This is a genomic window from Thauera sp. WH-1 (assembly GCF_047806685.1).
Classification (GTDB): Bacteria; Pseudomonadota; Gammaproteobacteria; order Burkholderiales; family Rhodocyclaceae; genus Thauera.
This window is the reverse complement of sequence record NZ_JBLQGP010000007.1, coordinates 131,967-149,382: the sequence shown is the minus strand read 5'-3', so window position 1 is coordinate 149,382 and position 17,416 is coordinate 131,967. Positions and strand designations below refer to the sequence as shown.

Below are 17,416 nucleotides of genomic sequence, written 5' to 3'. Positions count from 1 at the left end.
AAGCGCCTCGATCAGCGCGCCGAATAGCGCTCCAGCCAGTGCGCATAGGGCGCCGGCAGCACCCAGGTGGGACGCTCGATGCCGAGTGCGCGTGCGGTCTGCATCGGCCAGTGCGGGTTGGCGAGGTGGGCGCGGCCCACCATCACCAGGTCGAGCTGGCCGTCGCGCACGCAGGCGTCGGCGATCGCCGGGTTGTCGATGCCCCAGGCCGCGGCCACCGGCAATTCCGCCTCGCGCCGCACGCGCTCGGCGATCGGGGCGAGGAAGGCAGGGCCCCAGGGCACCCTGGCCTCGAGGGTCGAGAAGCCGACGCTGACGCTGAGCAGGTCCAGCCCCTCGCGCTTGAAGTTGCGCGCGAGCTCGATGGATTCGGCCAGCGTCTGCTCGTCGCGGCCGTCGTATTCGATGACGCCGAAGCGCGCCGTCAGCGGCAGGTGCTCCGGCCACACCTTGCGCACCGCCTGCAGGGTCTCGAGCAGGAAGCGGCTGCGGTTGTCGAAGCTGCCGCCATAGGCGTCGTTGCGCTGGTTGGCGTGCACCGAGAAGAAGCTCTGGCCGAGGTAACCGTGGGCGAAGTGCAGCTCCAGCCACTCGAAGCCGGCCTCGAGCGCGCGCCGCGCCGCGGCGACGAAGTCTGCGCGCACGCGGGCGATGTCTTCCACCGTCATCGCGCGCGGCACCCTGGGCAGGTTGGCGCCGAAGGCCGTCGCCGAGGGCGAGATCGTCTGCCAGCCGCGCGCATCGTCGGCGGCGATGTGGTCGTCGCCCTCCCACGGCCGGTTGGCGCTGGCCTTGCGGCCGGCGTGGCCGATCTGGATGCCGGGCACCGCACCCGCCGCCTTGATCGAGGCGGCGATCGGCGCCAGCGCCTCGGCCTGGGTGTTGTTCCACAAGCCGGTGCAGTTGGGCGTGATGCGGCCTTCGGGCGACACCGCGGTGGCCTCGACGATGACCAGGCCGGCGCCGCCGCGCGCGATCGCGGGGTAGTGCACGCGGTGCCAGTCATTGACCACGCCGTCGGTGGCCATGTACTGGCACATCGGCGGCACGGCGATGCGGTTGCGCAGGGTGATGTCCTTGAGCTTGAGGGGCTCGAAAAGTGCGGTCATGTGGGGTTTCCTTGTGGGGTGTTCGGGAAGTGAGAGAGGTTCAGAGGCAGGCTTCGAGGATGCGGCGGCTGGTGGCGAGGTCGAGGTCGCGGTGTTCGCCGAGCGCGGTCATGCCGTGGGCCTCGAGCTGGGCGACCAGCGCGTCGATGGCGTCGGCGCCGATGCCGTAGTCCGCGAGGCGCGTCTTCACGCCGAGCGACTCGAAGAATTCACGGGTGCGCGCGATCGCGGCATCGATGCGTGCGTCCTCGTCGCCGTCGCGGATGTTCCACACCCGCTCGGCGTACTGCAGCAGCTTGGCGCGCTTGGGCGCGCGGCGCTCGGCGAGCAGGGCGGGTAGCACGATGGCCAGCGTCTGCGCGTGGTCCAGGCCGTGCAGCGCGGTGATCTCGTGGCCGATCATGTGGGTCGCCCAGTCCTGCGGCACGCCGGCGCCGACCGGGCCGCTCAGCGCCTGCGTCGCCGCCCACATCAGGTTGGCGCGCACGTCGTAGTCCTGCGGCGTGGCCAGCGCCCGCGGGCCGAGCTCGATCAGGGTCTGCAGCAGGCTCTCGGCGTAGCGGTCCTGCACGGCGGCGTTCACCGGATAGGTGAGGTACTGCTCGGCGACGTGCACAAAGGCGTCGACCACGCCGTTGGCGATCTGGCGCGGGGGCAGGGTGTAGGTCTTCACCGGGTCGAGCACCGAGAAGCGCGGGAACACCTGCCGGCTGAAGAAGCCGAGCTTGGCGTTGAGGGACTTGCGCGTCACGACCGAGGCGCAGTTCATCTCGGAGCCGGTCGCGGGCAGGGTCAGCACGCAGCCGAAGGGCAGGGCGCTGGAGACGCACTTGCCCCGGGTCTGCAGGATTTCCCACGGGTCGCCCGCGTGCTTGACCGCCGCGGCGACGAACTTGGTGCCGTCGATCACCGAGCCGCCACCCACCGCGAGCAGGAAGTCGATGCCCTCGCGATGGATCAGCTCGACCGCCTTCATGAGCGTCTCATAGCTCGGGTTGGGCTCGATGCCGCCGAAGCGCTGCACGCTGCGCTGCCCGAGCGCCGCCTGGACCTCGGCCAGCGTGCCGGTGCGCTCGGCACTGCCACCGCCGTAGAGCACCAGCACGCGCGCATCGGCGGGCACCAACTCGTCCAGGCGGGCGATCGTGCCTTCGCCGAAGACGACGCGGGTAGGGTTGTAGAAGTCGAAGTTCAGCATGGGAAGGTCCTTGGTTCGTGGCGTCCGGCGACAGTGGCTGGACGGGGATGCGTTGCGATTGGATGGGTCGTCTGGCGGTCCGACAGGGCGGAATGCGGCACCGCGGTTCCTGCGGGTTTCGTTGTGGTGCGCTCGCTGCAGGATCAGTCCGCCAGCACGCGCAGGCTTGCCGTCCATGCCTGCTCGAGCGGGTCGGCGTTGCGGTGAAGCTTGGCCAGCAGGTTCGCGCCCAGCCACAGCGAGTAGAGCGTGCGTGCCGTCGGCAGGGGCTCGACCGCCGCGAGCGAGCCGTCCGCGACACCGTCCGCCACGCACTGCGCAAGCCGCGCCATGACACGCTCGGTGCCGTCACGCAGCGTCAGCCGCATCGCCTCGGACAGGTCCGAGACCTCGGCGCTGAGCTTGACCACCAGGCATTTCTGCTCGACGCATTCGTCCGCCTGGGTCGTGCGCCACTGCTGGAAATAGCGCAGCAGTCGCTCCCGCCCGGACAGGCCCGGGGTTTGCAGCAGCGTGTCGAGCTGGGCGAGGTAGTCGGTGAAGTAGTCCTCGAGCAGCGCCTGGCCGAAGAGCTCCTTGGACTTGAAGTAGTGATAGAACGAGCCTTTGGGCACTTCGGATGCCTGCAGCAGCTCGGCGAGGCCCACGCAGGAGAAGCCCTTGGCCGCGATGATGTGCTTGCCGGTGGCGAGGATGTGCTGGCGGGTGTCGGTGTGGCGGGCGGTCATGGGCAGGCAGTGTAGGCAGGAATAGACTGGTCGTCTAGATGGCGGCCGAAGTCCTTCCTTGCCTGCGCTGGCGGACAGGCCCGGCGGGTAAGGCGGGTCGTTCCTGGTCGGCGAGCCTAGGCCCGGACAGCGAGCTTCGGTGCCTGACAATTTCCGCTTGCGTGCAATCAGCCATCCGCTAGGGTGAAGTGAGGCGCTCGGGGTGCGAGGTCTGCGGCCGTCGAACATCACGGTCGATCCTGCGGGGGCAGTGTTCCTGGCTTCATTACCGAGGCCGCCGACCTGCTCGATTCCGGGAATGTGTGGGCCGGAGGAGTTGGGAAGCATGGAAGCATCGACGCGCTACCGCATCGGCTCGGCAGTCTTCGACTCGACGCGCGGCCTGCTGCTGGACGGGACGGGTCGAACGGTCGCCTTGCGTGCTCAGGCCCTGAAGGTGCTGGAACTGCTGGTCGCCCACAATCACGAGGTCGTGACCCGCGAAACACTGCATCAGATGGTGTGGCCGAATGTGGTCGTCACCGACGACTCGCTCGTTCAGTGCATCAGCGAGATCCGGCGGGCCGTGGGCGACAGCGCGCACGAGGTGCTGCGCACACTTCCGCGGCGCGGTTATTCGATCGATGCCGAGCCCGTCGCCGAGCGCATCGTCGCGCAGCGATCCGAGGTGCAGACGGTGTCGTTGAGCGGCACGTTGGAGACGGCGGAGACGGCGGAGACGGCGGAGACGGCGGAGAGGGCGGAGAGGGCGGAGAGGGCGGAGAGGGCGGAGAGGGCGGAGAGGGCGGAGAGGGCGGAGACGGCGGAGAGGGCGGAGAGGGCGGAGAGGGGGGCGCGGACGGTGTCGGCGCGCGTTCGCTTCATCGGCAGAGTCGCCGCTGCGGGGCTTGTCCTGGTCCTTCTGGCCGTGGCCGGCACGGTCTTCTGGCGTGCCTCGCCCCCCGCACAGACCGACGCCTTCGGTGCCAGGCCTGCGCTGGCGGTGCTGGCATTCCGTACCGAGCCAGTCGGTGACCCCAGCGGCCTGGGGACCAGCTTCGCGGAGGAGTTGATTGGCGACCTGGCGCGTGACGTCGACCTGCCGGTGGTGTCCGGTCGGTCCAGCTTCACGCTTGATCCCGCCCAGATGACGATCCAGGACATCGCCGCCAGGCTCGGCGTGCGCTACCTCGTGGACGGGGTCGTGCGCCGCGACGGCGACACGCTCGCGATCCGGGTCGAACTGGTTGACGGTGCCGACGGGCGCATCGTGTGGACGAGTCACAGCACCGCCGACGTGTCCCAACTGTCGCTGCAGCGTCACGAGCTGATCGAGCGCATCGTCGGCAGCCTGTCGGCGACGATGCGCTCGACGCAGCAGCGCAAGGCGCTGGCGCGCCCGGCGGCGAACCTCGATGTTTACTGGCTCACGCTGCGCGGCTACGCCGGCAAGCACCGCTTCACCGCGGATGCCTATCGCGCTGCACGCGCCGACCTGCACGAGGCCTTGCGCCTCGACCCGCAGCACGCCCCGGCGTGGGCGGTGCTGGGTTACCTGAACCTGATCGATATCGTGCTCCACATCACCGGCGAGCTGTCGCGCAATCAGCTCGACGAGGCGCTGGCCCAGGTCAACCGCGCCATCGAACTCGATCCGGTGCTGCCGATTGCCCACCAGGCGCGGTCCGTCGTACTGGGCGCAACCGGTCGACCGGCCGAGGCGCTCGTTGCGGCCGAGACTGCCGTGCGGCTCGCGCCCGGCGATGCGGACAATCGCGCCGTGCTCGCGAAGGCGCAGGTCGAAGCGGGCAGGCTGCACGAAGGGGCGGCGTCGATGGACCGGGCACTGCTCCTGTACCCGATCATGCCCACCTACATCAGTTACTGGAACTCGAACATCCGCTGGAGCGTCGGCGATCTCGATGCGGCCCTGGCGAGCGCCGACTACTGCCTGCAGCGGGCGCCGCGATACCTGCAATGCCGCATCACCCGAGCCGTGACCCTGCTCGAGCTGGGCCGCAGCGAAGAAGCCTACGAGGAAGCGAAAACGCTGCTCAGCACGTATCCGGGGCTGCCCCAGGTCGCGTTCCTGAGCTCGCTCGGGGGCGTCGCCGAGCTGAGGGAACGCCGACTTCGCGCGGCCGCAGCGCTCGGATTTGCTTCGGACGACTGAGCCGAACGAACGACTCCCCAAACCCCGGCGATCGTTCGCCGAAGAAATCCCGATAAAGGTTGCCGGCGGTCCCGCCGCGCTGGCCTCACCCCTATATTGGAATCGCGCGCCGCATCGAGCGGGCCGCCTCCGGACAAGGTCTTCCGACCAGCTCGTCCGGCCGTCGACCCGCTGCGCACCATGCTCAGCCCTGTCGAGGTGGCGAACATGGGCGCTCCCTGGAGCGCGTGCCCGCCCATCGCGGACGTGTCATCAGTCAGTCAGGAGGTCACCATGAAATCGATCTTGTTCGCCGCCCTCGCGGCCGCCTTGAGCCTGAGCTTCGGGCTGCCCGCACATGCCGGGGATGATTGTGCCGATGTGAGCATGGAGCGGACGCTGCAAGGCCAGTGGATCAATCCCTGGATGCCGGGTGCCACCGGCAACGAGCCTGCATCGACTGCGGTCTTGAGATCCGCAGCGTGTACGTGCTCGACGCCTTCGGACGCTGCATCGCAGTTGTCCATTCCGGTTCGGGGCCCGGACGGCAAGGCACTTCGCCTCGACCTGAGGTCCGGCAATGGCTGGCGATTCGCCGGGGCTCCGGGCGTCGGCGCCACCGCGCTCGATGTCGACACCGAGATACCCGAGGCGCTCGAGGCGGAGCACCAAGTGCTCGTCGAGCACCCATTGAGCGTGACCGTGGACGGACCCACCGGCTTTGTGTTCGGATGGATGCACGAAACCGCCAGCTGGGAGTTCATCGGACGCGTGGGCGCCCCCCCTGTGGCGGCCGGGCAGGACGCCAGGGCACGAGAGTAGCCATGTCTCGCGGGCCACCCCCGGCGGTCGATTGCGTTCAACGCGCGCTCCTGGTGCCCGGTATGCGGGCGTTCCCGGCCGTCGACGAGCGGTCGGGCGCGGCGTCCCGCGCCTGGCGAGGACGGCTCTTGCCGACGATCGCGCTGGCGCTATCCATCGCCGCGCACGCGGGGGACCGCCCTGACTGCGCCACGGCGCTGGCGGAAGACCCCGGACTAGCCACAGCCTGGCAAACCCTGCGTATCGTCGATTGCGCGCGTTGTCACGGCAAGCACTACACCGGGCTCGCCGCGCCCTCGATCATCGACTATGTCCGCGCCCAGGGTCGCGAGCAATTCGATCACATCGTGCTGGCGGGCGATGCGCCTCGCGGGATGCCGGGCTATCGGAGCAACGTGCTGATTGCGGAGATGATCGACGAGCTGTATCGCTACTTCCGCAGCCGTGCCGAGGGCAGCGTTTGCGCCGACGCGCGGCCGCCAGCGAGCACATGGAGCCTCGGAGACCGGGGCGCACCTGGGGGCGCGGGCTTGCCTGGCAGGTCCCGATCGGAGTCCGGCATTCCGTCGCCCTGACCGATGGTCCTGAAGTCCGGTGCGCGCACCGAACACGTCGGGCTGATCACCGCCGTTCGGCCGCCCGGCCTGATCGGGTTCGCATGATGAGACAGTGATGTTGCGCTTGAGAATGCGAACGGCGCGGTAACGAGAGGTCGTGCAGCCAGCCGACGATAAGGCGAGTCGTCAGGGATTGAGCCCTCTCAGCAAACTGGCTGGCGACGAACGTAGCTGTCGCATCAGGTACCGGGCCCCCTGGCCCAATGCAACGCCACTGACCACGACTGCCACTAGGCCGCCAATCCACCACGCGTTGCCGAGATCAAGCTCCAGGCGGTATTGCAGGAGCAGGCTTGCCAGTGCGCCGCCCGTCCCGGCGGCGAACACCGTCGTCACCCCGGCCAGCAGCAGGTATTCGAGGCGCAAGGCATGCTCGATCGCGGAGACGCGCGCGCCCAGGGTGTACAGCACGGTTGCCAGATAGATCTGCCGCACCCGGCTCGCCGTGACCACGCTGACCAGGACCAGAAGGCTTGAGAGCAGCGTGATTGCACCAACGGCGGCAAGTGCGGCCGCGGCGCGGCTGAGGATGGCACGGGCCTCATCGAGCAGCATCGAGGTGCGCACCGTGACCACGCTGGGCTGGACCGAAGCGATCCGGTTCTGGGTGGCGACGGCCTCGGCGGCGTCCATGTAGGCCAGGCCGACGTAGCGCGTGATGAAGGGGTCGAGCACGCCGTCCGAGAAGATGGCCTCGAGCCACAGGCGCGACTGCAGGCGCTTCTGCGCGTAGATCGCGACCAGCTCGGCGCTGATGCGCTGGCCGTGGATCTCGAACTCGAGCAGGTCGCCAAGCCGCAGCCCGAGCTGGTCGGCCTCACGGTCTTCCATCGCGACCTGCGGCGGCCCCTGGTAGCCCGCCGGCCACCACTGGCCGCGCGTGACGACGACCTGGTCGAAGTTGTTCTGCAGGGCGCTCATCTTGTGCTCGTCGCGCGCCTCGATCCGCCGCCGGACATCGGCGCTGTCGCGCAGGGATTCCTCCCCGACGCCCACCAGCCGGCCGAGCACCAGGGGCGCGAGCTCGAGCTGAGTCAGGCTCGGCGCGGCCCTGACCAGGGCTTCGAAGTCGGCCTTCCGCGTCGCCTCGATGTCGTAGAACACCAGCGCCGGTGCGCGCTCGGGCACCGTCTCCTCGATGGTCAGCAGCAAGGCGTGCACGACCAGCGTGGAGGCGACCAGCAGGGTGAGCGCGGAGCCGAGCGACAGCAGGGTCGGCCGCAGCGCCGAGTCCGGCCGGTAGAGGCCGGACAGGGCGATCCGCAATGCAAAGCGCCCGGCCAGGCGAGGATGATCGGCGGCACGGCGGGCCGTCTTTTGCAACAGGCGCACCAGGCCCTCGAGCAGGCCGATCACCAGTAGCAGGGCGAGGATGAAGACGAGCCCGAACATGCGGTCGGGCATCACCGTCAGCATCAGGACGACGGTGATCGTCGCGCACAGGATCGTGAGCCACCAGGCCTTGGCCGGGATGGGGGTCCCGCTGCCGAGTGCGCCCCGGAACAGGGCCGCCGGGCTCACCGTGAGGGCACGCCCGAGGGCAGGCAGGGCGAACAGCAGTGCGATCGCCACGCCGCACGCCCAGGCCAGCAGGAGCGGGCCGAGCAGGAGGCGGCCGTCGGCCGCCACCGGCAGGCGCTCGCCGGCCATGGCCGTGCCGACCAGCGCCAGCGCGCCGCCCAGAACGGCGCCTGCCAGGGCGGAGGCGCCGGCCAGGATCAGGATCTGCAGCAGATACACGGCCGCGAGCCGGCCGTCTCGCAGGCCGAGCGCGCGCAGCGTGGCCAGGGTGCCGAGCTTGCCCTGCAGGTAGGCCTGCACACTGTTGAACACGCCCATGCCGCCGATGAAGAGTGCGCTGAAGCCGATCAGGAGCACGCCCGAGCCGATCTGTCCGAGCACCTCGCCCAGCCGTGCGTTGCGCTCGATGAAGGTGCGGACCTCGGCCTCGTGATCGGGAAAGGCCGCCATGAAGGCCTCGCGCCAGGCCTGCGGATCGAGCTCGGTGCGCACGCGATAGCGAAACGCAGGGCGGCTGCCGGGTTGCAGCAGGGCGGTCTCGGTCAGCGCCGCGGTCGAGATGAGGACCGGCGGCCCGCTCCAGTCTGCGCGCAGGCTGCGGTCCGGCTGGCGGACGGTGAGTGCGCGCACCTCGAGTGCGATCGCCCCCAGTTCGACGAGGTCGCCGACCTTAAGCCCCATCCGCCCGGCGAGCACCGGATCGAGCGCCACGCCATGCCGGCCGGCAACGGCCGCGGTCGCCTCGGCGATCGATTGCGGCGGGTCGAGCAGCAGCTCGCCGTACAAGGGGTAGCGCTCATCGATGCTCTGGAGTTCGACGAGGTGCGTGTCTTCGGCCGCGCTCATCAACATGGTGCGCACTTCGACCAGCCGCGAGACCGTGCCGCGTGACTCGACCCAGGTCCGCACCTCGTCGGCGAGCGGCGCACGCGTGCGCAGCTCCACATCGCCGCCGAACAGGGCACGCGTGTCGGCCAGCAGGCTGGCACTGACCTGACGGTACAGGCCGCCGCTGGCCGCGATCAGGGCCACGCCCAGCATCAGGCAGGCGCAGAACACCCACAACGTGCGCCCGCTGCCGCGCAGGTCCCGCCACGCCAGGCTAAGCAGGCTGCGCATGGGAGGGCTCCTGTTCGGACTGCAGCTCGGCCAGGCGACCGCCGGACAGGCGCAGCACGCGGTCGCAGCGGCGGGCGAAGGCCATGTCGTGCGTGACCAGGACGAGGGTGGTGTTCGACTCGGCATTCAGATGCAGCAGCAGCTCGCCGATGGCCGCGCCGGTGCGATCGTCGAGGTTGCCCGTCGGCTCATCGGCCAGGACCAGCTTGGGTTGGTGGACCAGCGCGCGGGCAATCGCCACCCGCTGCTGCTCGCCCCCGGACAACTGACCGGGATAGTGATCCAGGCGCGCGCCGAGGCCAATCCTGTCGAGGAGGGCACGCGCGCGCTCGCGGGCGTCGCGGCGGCCGGCGATCTCGAGCGGCAGCGCCGCGTTGTCGAGCGCAGTCAGGCTCGGCACCAGGTGGAAGGACTGGAAAACGATGCCCATGTGGTCGCGGCGCAGGTCGGCGAGCTGGTCGCGGTCGAGTGTCTCCAGCGCCTGTCCGTCGACCGCCACCGACCCGCTTGCGGGCCGTTCGAGTCCGGCCAGCAGCAGCAGCAGCGAGGTCTTCCCTGTCCCCGATGGGCCGGCAATCGCGACGCGCTCGCCGGCGGCGATCTCCAGGTCGACTTCGCGCAGGATGTCGATGCGGCTGTCGCCCAGCGTGTAATGCATGCTGAGTTGATTCAGGCGGACCATGGCGGGCTCGTGTCGTCACAGAGTCAAGAGGACTGCGGGAGGCGACTGGAGTTCTGCCGGTCGATCACGTCCGGTGCCGCCCGGGCCGACCCGAGGCGGCTAAACTGTTCGAGCACGTCGCGGCCGCCGCTATCGAGCCGCGCCCCGCCTGACGGGTTCTGCGGAGACGAACTTGGACACGAGCACCCCTTCCCTTGCCGCCCCGTCGCATGCGCGAGCCGGCGAGATTGTGTGTCGCGAGCTGGATGTTGTCCCGGCTGCCGGCCTGTCGCAGGCCGACATCGCCTCGCGCCTGCAGCGCCATGGCCCCAACCGCCTGGCGGAAACGCCCCCGCGCCCCCTGTGGCTGAAGTTCCTCGATCAATTCAGGAGCGTGCTGATCGGCATCCTGATCGGCGCCGCGCTGCTCGCCGGACTGATCGGCGACATCAAGGATGCGGCGGTGATTGCGGTCGTGGTGCTGCTCAACGCCACCCTGGGCTTCTTCCAGGAGCGTCGTGCGGAGAACGCCCTGGCCGCCTTGCGCGGCATGCTGGCGCCGAGCGCAAGGGTTCGGCGCGACGGGGAAGCCCGGATCGTGCCGGCCCAAGAGCTCGTGCCCGGCGACATCCTGTTGCTGGAGGCGGGTGATCGGGTGCCGGCCGATGCCCGGGTGCTGCAGGCGCATGGGGCCGAGGTGGCCGAGGCGGCGCTGACCGGCGAATCGCAGGCGGTCGGCAAGACCGCCGAGGCGGTGGCGGCCGAGGCCGCCCTGGCCGAACGCATCGGCATGGTGTTCATGAATACCGTGATCACCCGCGGCCGCATCGAGGCCGTGGTGACCGCGACCGGCATGCAAACGGAAATGGGGCGCCTGGCTGGGCTGCTCGCACAGACGGTCGAGTCGGCAACGCCCCTGCAGGTCCAGCTCGACGCGCTGGGCAAGCGCCTGGCGCTCATTGCGGCCGTCGTCGTCGGCCTGATGTTCGTGGCCGGGCTGCTGCGTGGGGACGACCTGGTCACCACGGCGATGACCGCGATCGCCCTTGCCGTCGCCGCGATTCCTGAAGGCTTGCCCGCCGTGGTCACGGTGACGCTGGCGCTCGGCATGCACCGCATGGCCAGACGCCACGTGATCGTGAAGAAGCTGGCGGCGGTCGAGACGCTCGGGTGCACTACGGTGATCTGTTCGGACAAGACCGGCACGCTGACGCTGAACCAGATGACGGCCCGCGCGCTGCGCGCCGCAGGGCGCAGTTACACCGTGGAGGGCGAAGGCTATGCCGCCGCCGGCCGCATCCTGGACGAGAAGGGGCGCGCGGCCGGCGCCGAGCTTCACCCGCTCCTGCTGCCGGCCGCCCTGTGCGCCGACGCCCGCCTGCAGGCGGGCCTGCTCATCGGCGACCCCACCGAAGGGGCCTTGCTTGCGCTTGCTGTCAAGGCGGGGGTGGATCCTGACCTGCAGGCCGAACGTACGCCCCGCGTCGCCGAACTGCCATTCGACTCGGCACACAAGTTCATGGCGACCTTCCACCAGGATGGCGACATGGTGCAGGTCTGGGTGAAGGGCGCGCCCGACGTGCTGATCGGCCGCGCCACGCGGATGCAGGGCGCGGACGGCGAGGTCGCGCTCGACGCCGAGCTCCGCGCCCTGCTGCTGCAGGCCAATCAGGAGCTCGCCGAGGGCGCGATGCGGGTGCTCGCGCTCGCCGGGCGCCGGATTCCGGCGCGCGAGTTCGATCCCGCCGGCGACTTGATGGCCTGGGTGAGCGAACTGAGCCTGTGCGGCCTGGTGGGCATCATCGATCCGCCGCGCCCCGAGGCGCGCGAGTCGATCGCGCAATGCAACGCGGCAGGGATCCGGGTGAAGATGATCACCGGCGATCATCCGGTGACGGCCGCCGCCATTGCGCGCGAGCTCGGCCTGGTCGGCGAGGTGCATGAGGGGCGCGAACTCGATGGCCTGGGCGAGGAGGCCACCACCGCCCTGGTCGAGCGCAGCGCGGTTTTCGCCCGGGTGGCGCCGGAGCACAAGATGCGCATCGTGGAATCGCTGCAGCGGCAGGGGCAGGTCGTGGCGATGACCGGCGATGGCGTCAATGACGCGCCTGCGCTCAAGCGCGCGGACATTGGCGTGGCGATGGGCATCACCGGCACCGAAGTCACCAAGGAAGCCGCCACCCTGGTGCTCACCGACGACAACTTCGCGTCCATCGTGCGTGCAGTGCGCGAGGGACGAACCATCTACGAGAACATCGTCAAGTTCGTCCGCTTCCAGCTGTCGACCAACATCGGCGCCATCCTCACCGTGCTCGGGGCGCCTTTCATGGGCCTGGCGACACCCTTCACCGCGGTGCAGATCCTGTGGGTGAACGTCATCATGGACGGGCCACCGGCGATGACGCTCGGGGTGGAGCCGGCCCGCCCCGGGATCATGGACCAGCCGCCGCGCGCCGACGATGCCGCCATCCTGTCGCCGCAGCGCATGTGGCGCATCGCGCTGTACGGCCTGACCATGGCGGTCGGCACGCTTGGCGTCTACGCCTGGGCCATGGCCTCGGGCGACACCGCCCGCGCGATGACGCTGGCCTTCACCACCTTCGTGCTGTTCCAGTTCTTCAACATCTTCAACGCCCGCACCGAGCACGGCAGTGCGTTCAACCGCCAATTCTTCAGCAACGGCAAGCTGTGGCTCGCCTTGCTGGGCGTGGTCCTGCTGCAGGTCGTCGTCGTTCATTGGGCGCCCGCGCAGGCCGTGTTCGACACGGTTGATCTAGGCGCGAAGGATTGGCTGATCGCCACCGCGGTCGCCTCCACCACGCTGCTCCTCGAAGAATCACGCAAGGCGCTGTGCAGGCTGGCGAGCTGAGCTCCGCCTGCATCCCAGGCATCGCTCAGCGCTCCCCAGGGTCGGCAGCACGAGGCGCAGTGGTCTGGGCGGTGGCGCGTTCGGCGCCGACTTCAAGGCCCAGGGCGCGGGCTCGCTTCGACCAGCGTCACCTGGCAAGGTGCTGCATGTCGTCCACCGTGTCGCCTTCGCTTTGCGTGAGTATCGCTGCCCTGGAACGAACGCCAAGCTTTCATGACGAAAGGAGGGGTGGGCAATGGCTGGCAGCGGGCAGGCGCAGCCTTGCCGGCATGCTCAGCGATAAGGCCGTCCCGTCTGGGCGTTTCGTCTTGTTACCATCAACAAGGGTTCGCGATATCGCATGATGGAAAGTCGCCTTGGGGAACATGCATGACGATGCCAGTGAGGCAGCGGGGAATGGGAGGGGCATGCAGGCAGATCGGCTCATGGGTGTTGGCCTGCATCGCCATAGCGGCGAATGCACAATCGCCGCGGGTGGTGCTGGCTGAGGTCGAACGCGGTCCGATGATCGAGGAGATCGCCCTGAACGGCACGGTGGTGGCGCGGCGGAACGTCGATATCTCGGTATCGATTGGCGGGCTGGTGCGCGAACGCCTGGTCGATACCGGTGCACTGGTTGCCAAGGGTGAGCCCTTGCTGCGGATGGACGACGAACTCGCACGGCTCGAGCATGACCGCATCACGGCGGAACTCCGTGAGACCGAGAAGCGCCTGATGGAGGCCCAGCGGCTGCTGGAGCAGGCGCGCAGCGTGAGCGGCGGACGGGTGATCCCGGCGACCGAACAGGCGCGGCGCGCGAGCGAGGTCGGCATCGCCGAAGCGGCCGTCGGACGAGCCCGTGCTGCCCAGCGCCTTCAGGCTGCGAGGCTGAGTCGCCATGTACTGCATGCGCCCTTCGACGCCCTCGTCAGCGCCCGCGCGGCGGATGTCGGGCAGTGGCTGGAGCCTGGCGATCCGGTCTTCACCCTGGTCGATTCAGCTGACCTGTTGATCGATTTCCAGGTGCCGCAGCAGGCTTTCAATCTCCTCGGGCCCGATTCCACCGTCCTGGTCGATATCCCCGGCGATGGCAAGCGCCCCGCAGCCGTTGAAACCCGGCTACCGATCACCGACGTCCAGGCGCGCACCTTCCTGCTGCGCGCGCGCGCACCGAAAGGCGCACCGCTGGTGCCGGGCATGGCGGTCTCGGCGACACTGAGGTTGATACGGGATGTCGCGGCCTTGTCGGTCGTGCGTGACGCCATCAATCGCTACCCGGATGGGCGTATCACGGTGTGGGTGGCGGAGCCGATGGAAGACAAGGGGCTGCATCGGGTTCGTGAACAAGCTGTTCGGATTGCCGCCTCGCTAGGAGACCAAGTGTTCGTCACCGATGGCCTCATCGGCGGTGAGCGCGTCGTGACGCGAGGTAACGAGGCATTGCGCGAAGGCCTCGAAGTCAGCGCAGTGGGCGGCTAGTCCAGTGTTTGCCTACATTGTCCGCCATGGCACGCTGGTGGCCGTGATCGCGCTCATCGTGCTGGTTCTCGGCATCGTGACCGCCTTGCGCATTCCGGTGCAGATGATCCCTGATCTGGAGGTGCGGACGGTAAGCGTGGAGACGCGCTGGCCCGGAGCCACGCCACAGGACGTGGAGAAGGACATCCTGATCGAGCAGGAACGCTATCTGCGCAGCCTGCCCAACCTGCAGCGCATGACGGCGACGGCCGGCAATGGGGTTGCGGAGATCGAGCTCGAGTTTCCCTTCGGCGTCGATCTGACGCAGTCGCTCATCGAGGTCAACAACGCGCTGAGCCGGGTGAGCGGCTACCCGCGCAATGTGGATCAGCCGCGCGTCGTCGCCAGCTCCTTCTCTGCCAACGCTTTCATGCACTTCGGACTCGGACCGCTGGAGGGCGATGCCAGACGGGTCGACGTTCGGCTGCTGCAGGACTTCGCCGAGGACCGCGTGCGGCCGCGCATGGAGAGCGTTGCCGGGGTTTCCGAAGTGCGCGTCAGTGGCGGTCTGGAGCGCCAGTTGCAGGTGCTGGTCGACGCCGAGGCGCTGGCCCAGCGCGGCCTGGCCCTGACGGATATCCGCGACGTCATCCAGGCGCGCAATCAGGACATTTCCGGTGGCGAGGTCACCGCCGGCAAGCGCCGATACCTGTTGCGCACGGTAGGGCGTTTCCAGACGCCTGCCGAGCTGGCTGACCTCGTGCTCCGCCGCGATGGCGACAGCGTGGTACGCCTGGGCGATGTCGCCGAAGTGCGCCAAGGGCATGCACGTCCGAGCTTTGTCAGTCGTCAGAACGGTGACCCCCGGCTCGCCCTGCAGGTACGCCGCCAGGCCGGCTCCAACGTCATCGACATCAAGCGCGCAATGCTCGCCGAGGTGGAGGCGATCAACGCCGAGGTCCTGAATCCAGCGGGAATGCATCTGGCGTTGAATTCGGACGACGTCCGCTATGTCGAGGCCTCCATCGGCAATGTGTGGACAAACCTGGCGCTTGGCGGCGTGTTCGCCACCCTGGTGATGTTTGCCTTCTTGCGTTCGGGCCGGGCCACCGTGGTGGGGGTGATCGGCATCCCGCTGTGCGCGGTCGCCGCCTTCATCGCACTGATGCTGAGCGGGCGCACGATCAACGTGATCTCGCTCGCTGGCGTGGCCTTTGCGCTCGGCATGACCATCGACAACAGCATCGTCGTGCTCGAGAACATCGAACGCTACCGTCGTCGCGGGCTGGACCGTATCGAGTCCGCGCTCCAGGGCGTTCGCGAGGTGTGGCCGGCGGTGCTGGCTTCGACGATGACCACCGTGCTGGTCTTCCTGCCCATCCTATTCATCGTCGAGGAGGCCGGGCAGCTCTACTCCGATGTTGCGATCGCGATCTCGGGCGCAATCCTGGCCTCGATGCTGGTCGCGATCACCCTGATCCCGACTCTGTGCGCACGGGTGGATTTCGGTCATCGTGCTGGCGACGCGGGAGAGTTCCCGCGCCTGAACCGCGCCCTGCGCTGGCTGCTCGATACGTCACTGCGACGCACTGCGGTCATGCTCGGAACCGTTGCCGGCGCGGCATTGATCATTGCGCTGCTCACGCCGCCTGCCGAGTATCTACCCGAGGGAGAGGAGCCCAAGACCTTCGCCGTCATGAACGCGCCGCCCGGCTATAACCTGGAAACCATGGGCGAGATCGCTCGCCAGGTCGAGGCCCATTTCCTGCCCCACGTGGGGGCCCAGCCCGACGCCTTTCTGCGCGGCGAGACATCCGTACCCCCCGTGCGCTACATCAACCTCGGCTACGACCCGACGCGACTGCGCATCATCTCGGAGACCATCGATCCGGCCCACATCGACGCCTTGATGGATGCGATCACGGCACATTACGAGAGCTACCCTGGCATGCGCGCCTTTGCGGCGAGGGGGTCCATCATCTCGAGCAACGATGGCGGAACGCGCAGCATCAGCCTGGACATTTCAGGGCCGGATCTGCCGAGCATCTTCGACACCGCGCGTGCGATCGAACGCCGCGCACGCGACCTGTTTGACGGGCCACGCATCCAGAGCCAGCCTTCCAGTCTCACCCTCGCCCAGCCGCTGGTGCAGATCCGTCCAGACTGGGATCGCGCCGCCGAGTTGGGCCTGTCCACTGACGCCATCGGCTTCAGCGTCGCCGCCCTGACCCAGGGTGCCTATGTGGATGACTTCTTCCTCGGCGACGACAAGATCGACATCTACCTGTACGGCGCCGACGCGGCCGAGCCCCAGCTTGCGCAGGTGCCCGGCTTGCTGCTACGTACGCCCGGCGGGGCGACGCTGCCATTGTCGGCGTTGGCCGACATCGAGGAGTTGGCCGACACCATCTCGATCCGTCGTGTGAATGGGCGCCGGACCGTGACGCTCAACATCATCCCGCCCGAGGAGGTGGCGCTGGAAACCGGGGTGGCACGGGTGAGGCAGGACCTGCTCGGCGCCATGCAGGCTGGCGGCGAACTTGGCAGCGATATTTCGATCGGGCTTTCCGGTGCGAGCGACGCGCTCGAGCGAACGCGTGCGGCGCTGAGCGGCAACTTCATCATCGCGCTACTCATCGTGTACCTCCTGCTGGTGGCGATCTTCACCCACTGGGGCTACCCCCTGCTCATCATGACCACCATCCCGCTCGGCATTGCGGGCGGCATCGTCGGCCTCGCGCTGATGAACGGCATCGGTGCGCTGCTGCCTGCGCTGGGTTTGGCGCCCATTTCCCAGCCCTTCGACATGATCACCATGCTGGGCTTCCTGATCCTGATGGGCACGGTGGTCAACAACCCCATCCTCATCGTCGATCAGGCGCGGCGCAATCTGGAACATGGACAGCACTCGCTGCGCGAGGCGATTGCGGCGGCCATCGAGGCGCGCCTGCGGCCGATCGCCATGACCACGCTGACCACGCTTTGCGGCATCGCGCCACTGGTGCTGATTCCCGGCGAGGGCACCGAGCTGTACCGCGGCGTGGGGGCGATCGTGTTGTTCGGTCTGCTCGGGGCAGCTGTCGTCACGCTCACCTTCCTGCCCGCCTTGCTCGTCCTCGTGCTCGGCCTGGCGCGCCGGCTCGGTGTCGGAGGGGGCGCTTCGGGGCCAGCAACCGCAGCTTGAGCGGGACACGCTCCGGTGGC

11 protein-coding genes are annotated in these 17,416 nt (G+C 68.7%); 6 read left to right on the top strand and 5 right to left on the bottom strand.

Features of this window, described 5'->3' with window-relative positions:
* Positions 1 to 11: 11 nt before the first annotated feature.
* The 3 genes from ACMV5O_RS09455 to ACMV5O_RS09445 form a co-directional block, all read right to left on the bottom strand.
* Positions 12 to 1,109: an NADH:flavin oxidoreductase/NADH oxidase gene (locus ACMV5O_RS09455; RefSeq protein ID WP_416163211.1), complete on the bottom strand. Its 1,098-nt coding sequence runs from the start codon at positions 1,107 to 1,109 to the stop codon at positions 12 to 14.
* A 40-nt stretch (positions 1,110 to 1,149) separates the two neighbouring features.
* Positions 1,150 to 2,307 carry an iron-containing alcohol dehydrogenase gene (locus tag ACMV5O_RS09450; protein ID WP_416163210.1) on the bottom strand — a complete coding sequence of 386 codons (1,158 nt, stop codon included), beginning with the start codon at positions 2,305 to 2,307 and terminating at the stop codon, positions 1,150 to 1,152.
* Positions 2,308 to 2,450: 143 nt separating this feature from the next.
* Complete coding sequence (locus ACMV5O_RS09445) at positions 2,451 to 3,035, bottom strand: TetR/AcrR family transcriptional regulator (protein WP_416163209.1); 585 nt, start codon at positions 3,033 to 3,035, stop codon at positions 2,451 to 2,453.
* Between the two features lie 325 nt (positions 3,036 to 3,360).
* Here ACMV5O_RS09445 and ACMV5O_RS09440 point away from each other — a divergent pair, with 325 nt between their 5' ends.
* The 3 genes from ACMV5O_RS09440 (at position 3,361) to ACMV5O_RS09430 (ending at position 6,563) form a co-directional block, all read left to right on the top strand.
* The gene (locus ACMV5O_RS09440) at positions 3,361 to 5,187 is read left to right on the top strand and encodes a winged helix-turn-helix domain-containing tetratricopeptide repeat protein (RefSeq protein WP_416163208.1); all 1,827 of its coding nucleotides are present in this window, start codon (positions 3,361 to 3,363) and stop codon (positions 5,185 to 5,187) included.
* Between the two features lie 273 nt (positions 5,188 to 5,460).
* Complete coding sequence (locus tag ACMV5O_RS09435) at positions 5,461 to 5,988, top strand: hypothetical protein (RefSeq protein WP_416163207.1); 528 nt, start codon at positions 5,461 to 5,463, stop codon at positions 5,986 to 5,988.
* A 128-nt stretch (positions 5,989 to 6,116) separates the two neighbouring features.
* Complete coding sequence (locus ACMV5O_RS09430; protein ID WP_324540644.1) at positions 6,117 to 6,563, top strand: hypothetical protein; 447 nt, start codon at positions 6,117 to 6,119, stop codon at positions 6,561 to 6,563.
* Between the two features lie 168 nt (positions 6,564 to 6,731).
* On the opposite strand, the gene ACMV5O_RS09425 is transcribed toward ACMV5O_RS09430, so the two are convergent.
* Together ACMV5O_RS09425 and ACMV5O_RS09420 are read right to left on the bottom strand one after the other, a co-directional pair.
* Entirely contained in the window at positions 6,732 to 9,245 is a 2,514-nt protein-coding gene (locus ACMV5O_RS09425; protein ID WP_416163206.1) for an ABC transporter permease, read from the bottom strand.
* Positions 9,229 to 9,927 (bottom strand): ABC transporter ATP-binding protein, encoded by a 699-nt coding sequence (locus ACMV5O_RS09420; protein ID WP_416163205.1) that lies wholly within the window; start codon positions 9,925 to 9,927, stop codon positions 9,229 to 9,231. Before ACMV5O_RS09420 ends, ACMV5O_RS09425 begins: the two co-directional genes overlap by 17 nt.
* Positions 9,928 to 10,099: 172 nt before the next feature.
* On the opposite strand from ACMV5O_RS09420, the gene ACMV5O_RS09415 reads away from it, so the two are divergent.
* The 3 genes from ACMV5O_RS09415 to ACMV5O_RS09405 all read left to right on the top strand — a co-directional run bounded on the left by ACMV5O_RS09415 (position 10,100) and on the right by ACMV5O_RS09405 (position 17,396).
* Positions 10,100 to 12,775 (top strand): cation-translocating P-type ATPase, encoded by a 2,676-nt coding sequence (locus tag ACMV5O_RS09415; protein ID WP_416163204.1) that lies wholly within the window; start codon positions 10,100 to 10,102, stop codon positions 12,773 to 12,775.
* Positions 12,776 to 12,988: 213 nt separating this feature from the next.
* Positions 12,989 to 14,233, top strand: a complete 1,245-nt coding sequence (locus tag ACMV5O_RS09410; RefSeq protein ID WP_416163203.1) for an efflux RND transporter periplasmic adaptor subunit — start codon at positions 12,989 to 12,991, stop codon at positions 14,231 to 14,233.
* Between the two features lie 4 nt (positions 14,234 to 14,237).
* A complete protein-coding gene (locus ACMV5O_RS09405; protein WP_416163202.1) occupies positions 14,238 to 17,396 on the top strand; it encodes an efflux RND transporter permease subunit in 3,159 nt (1,052 codons plus the stop codon).
* The last annotated feature ends 20 nt before the right edge of the window (positions 17,397 to 17,416 follow it).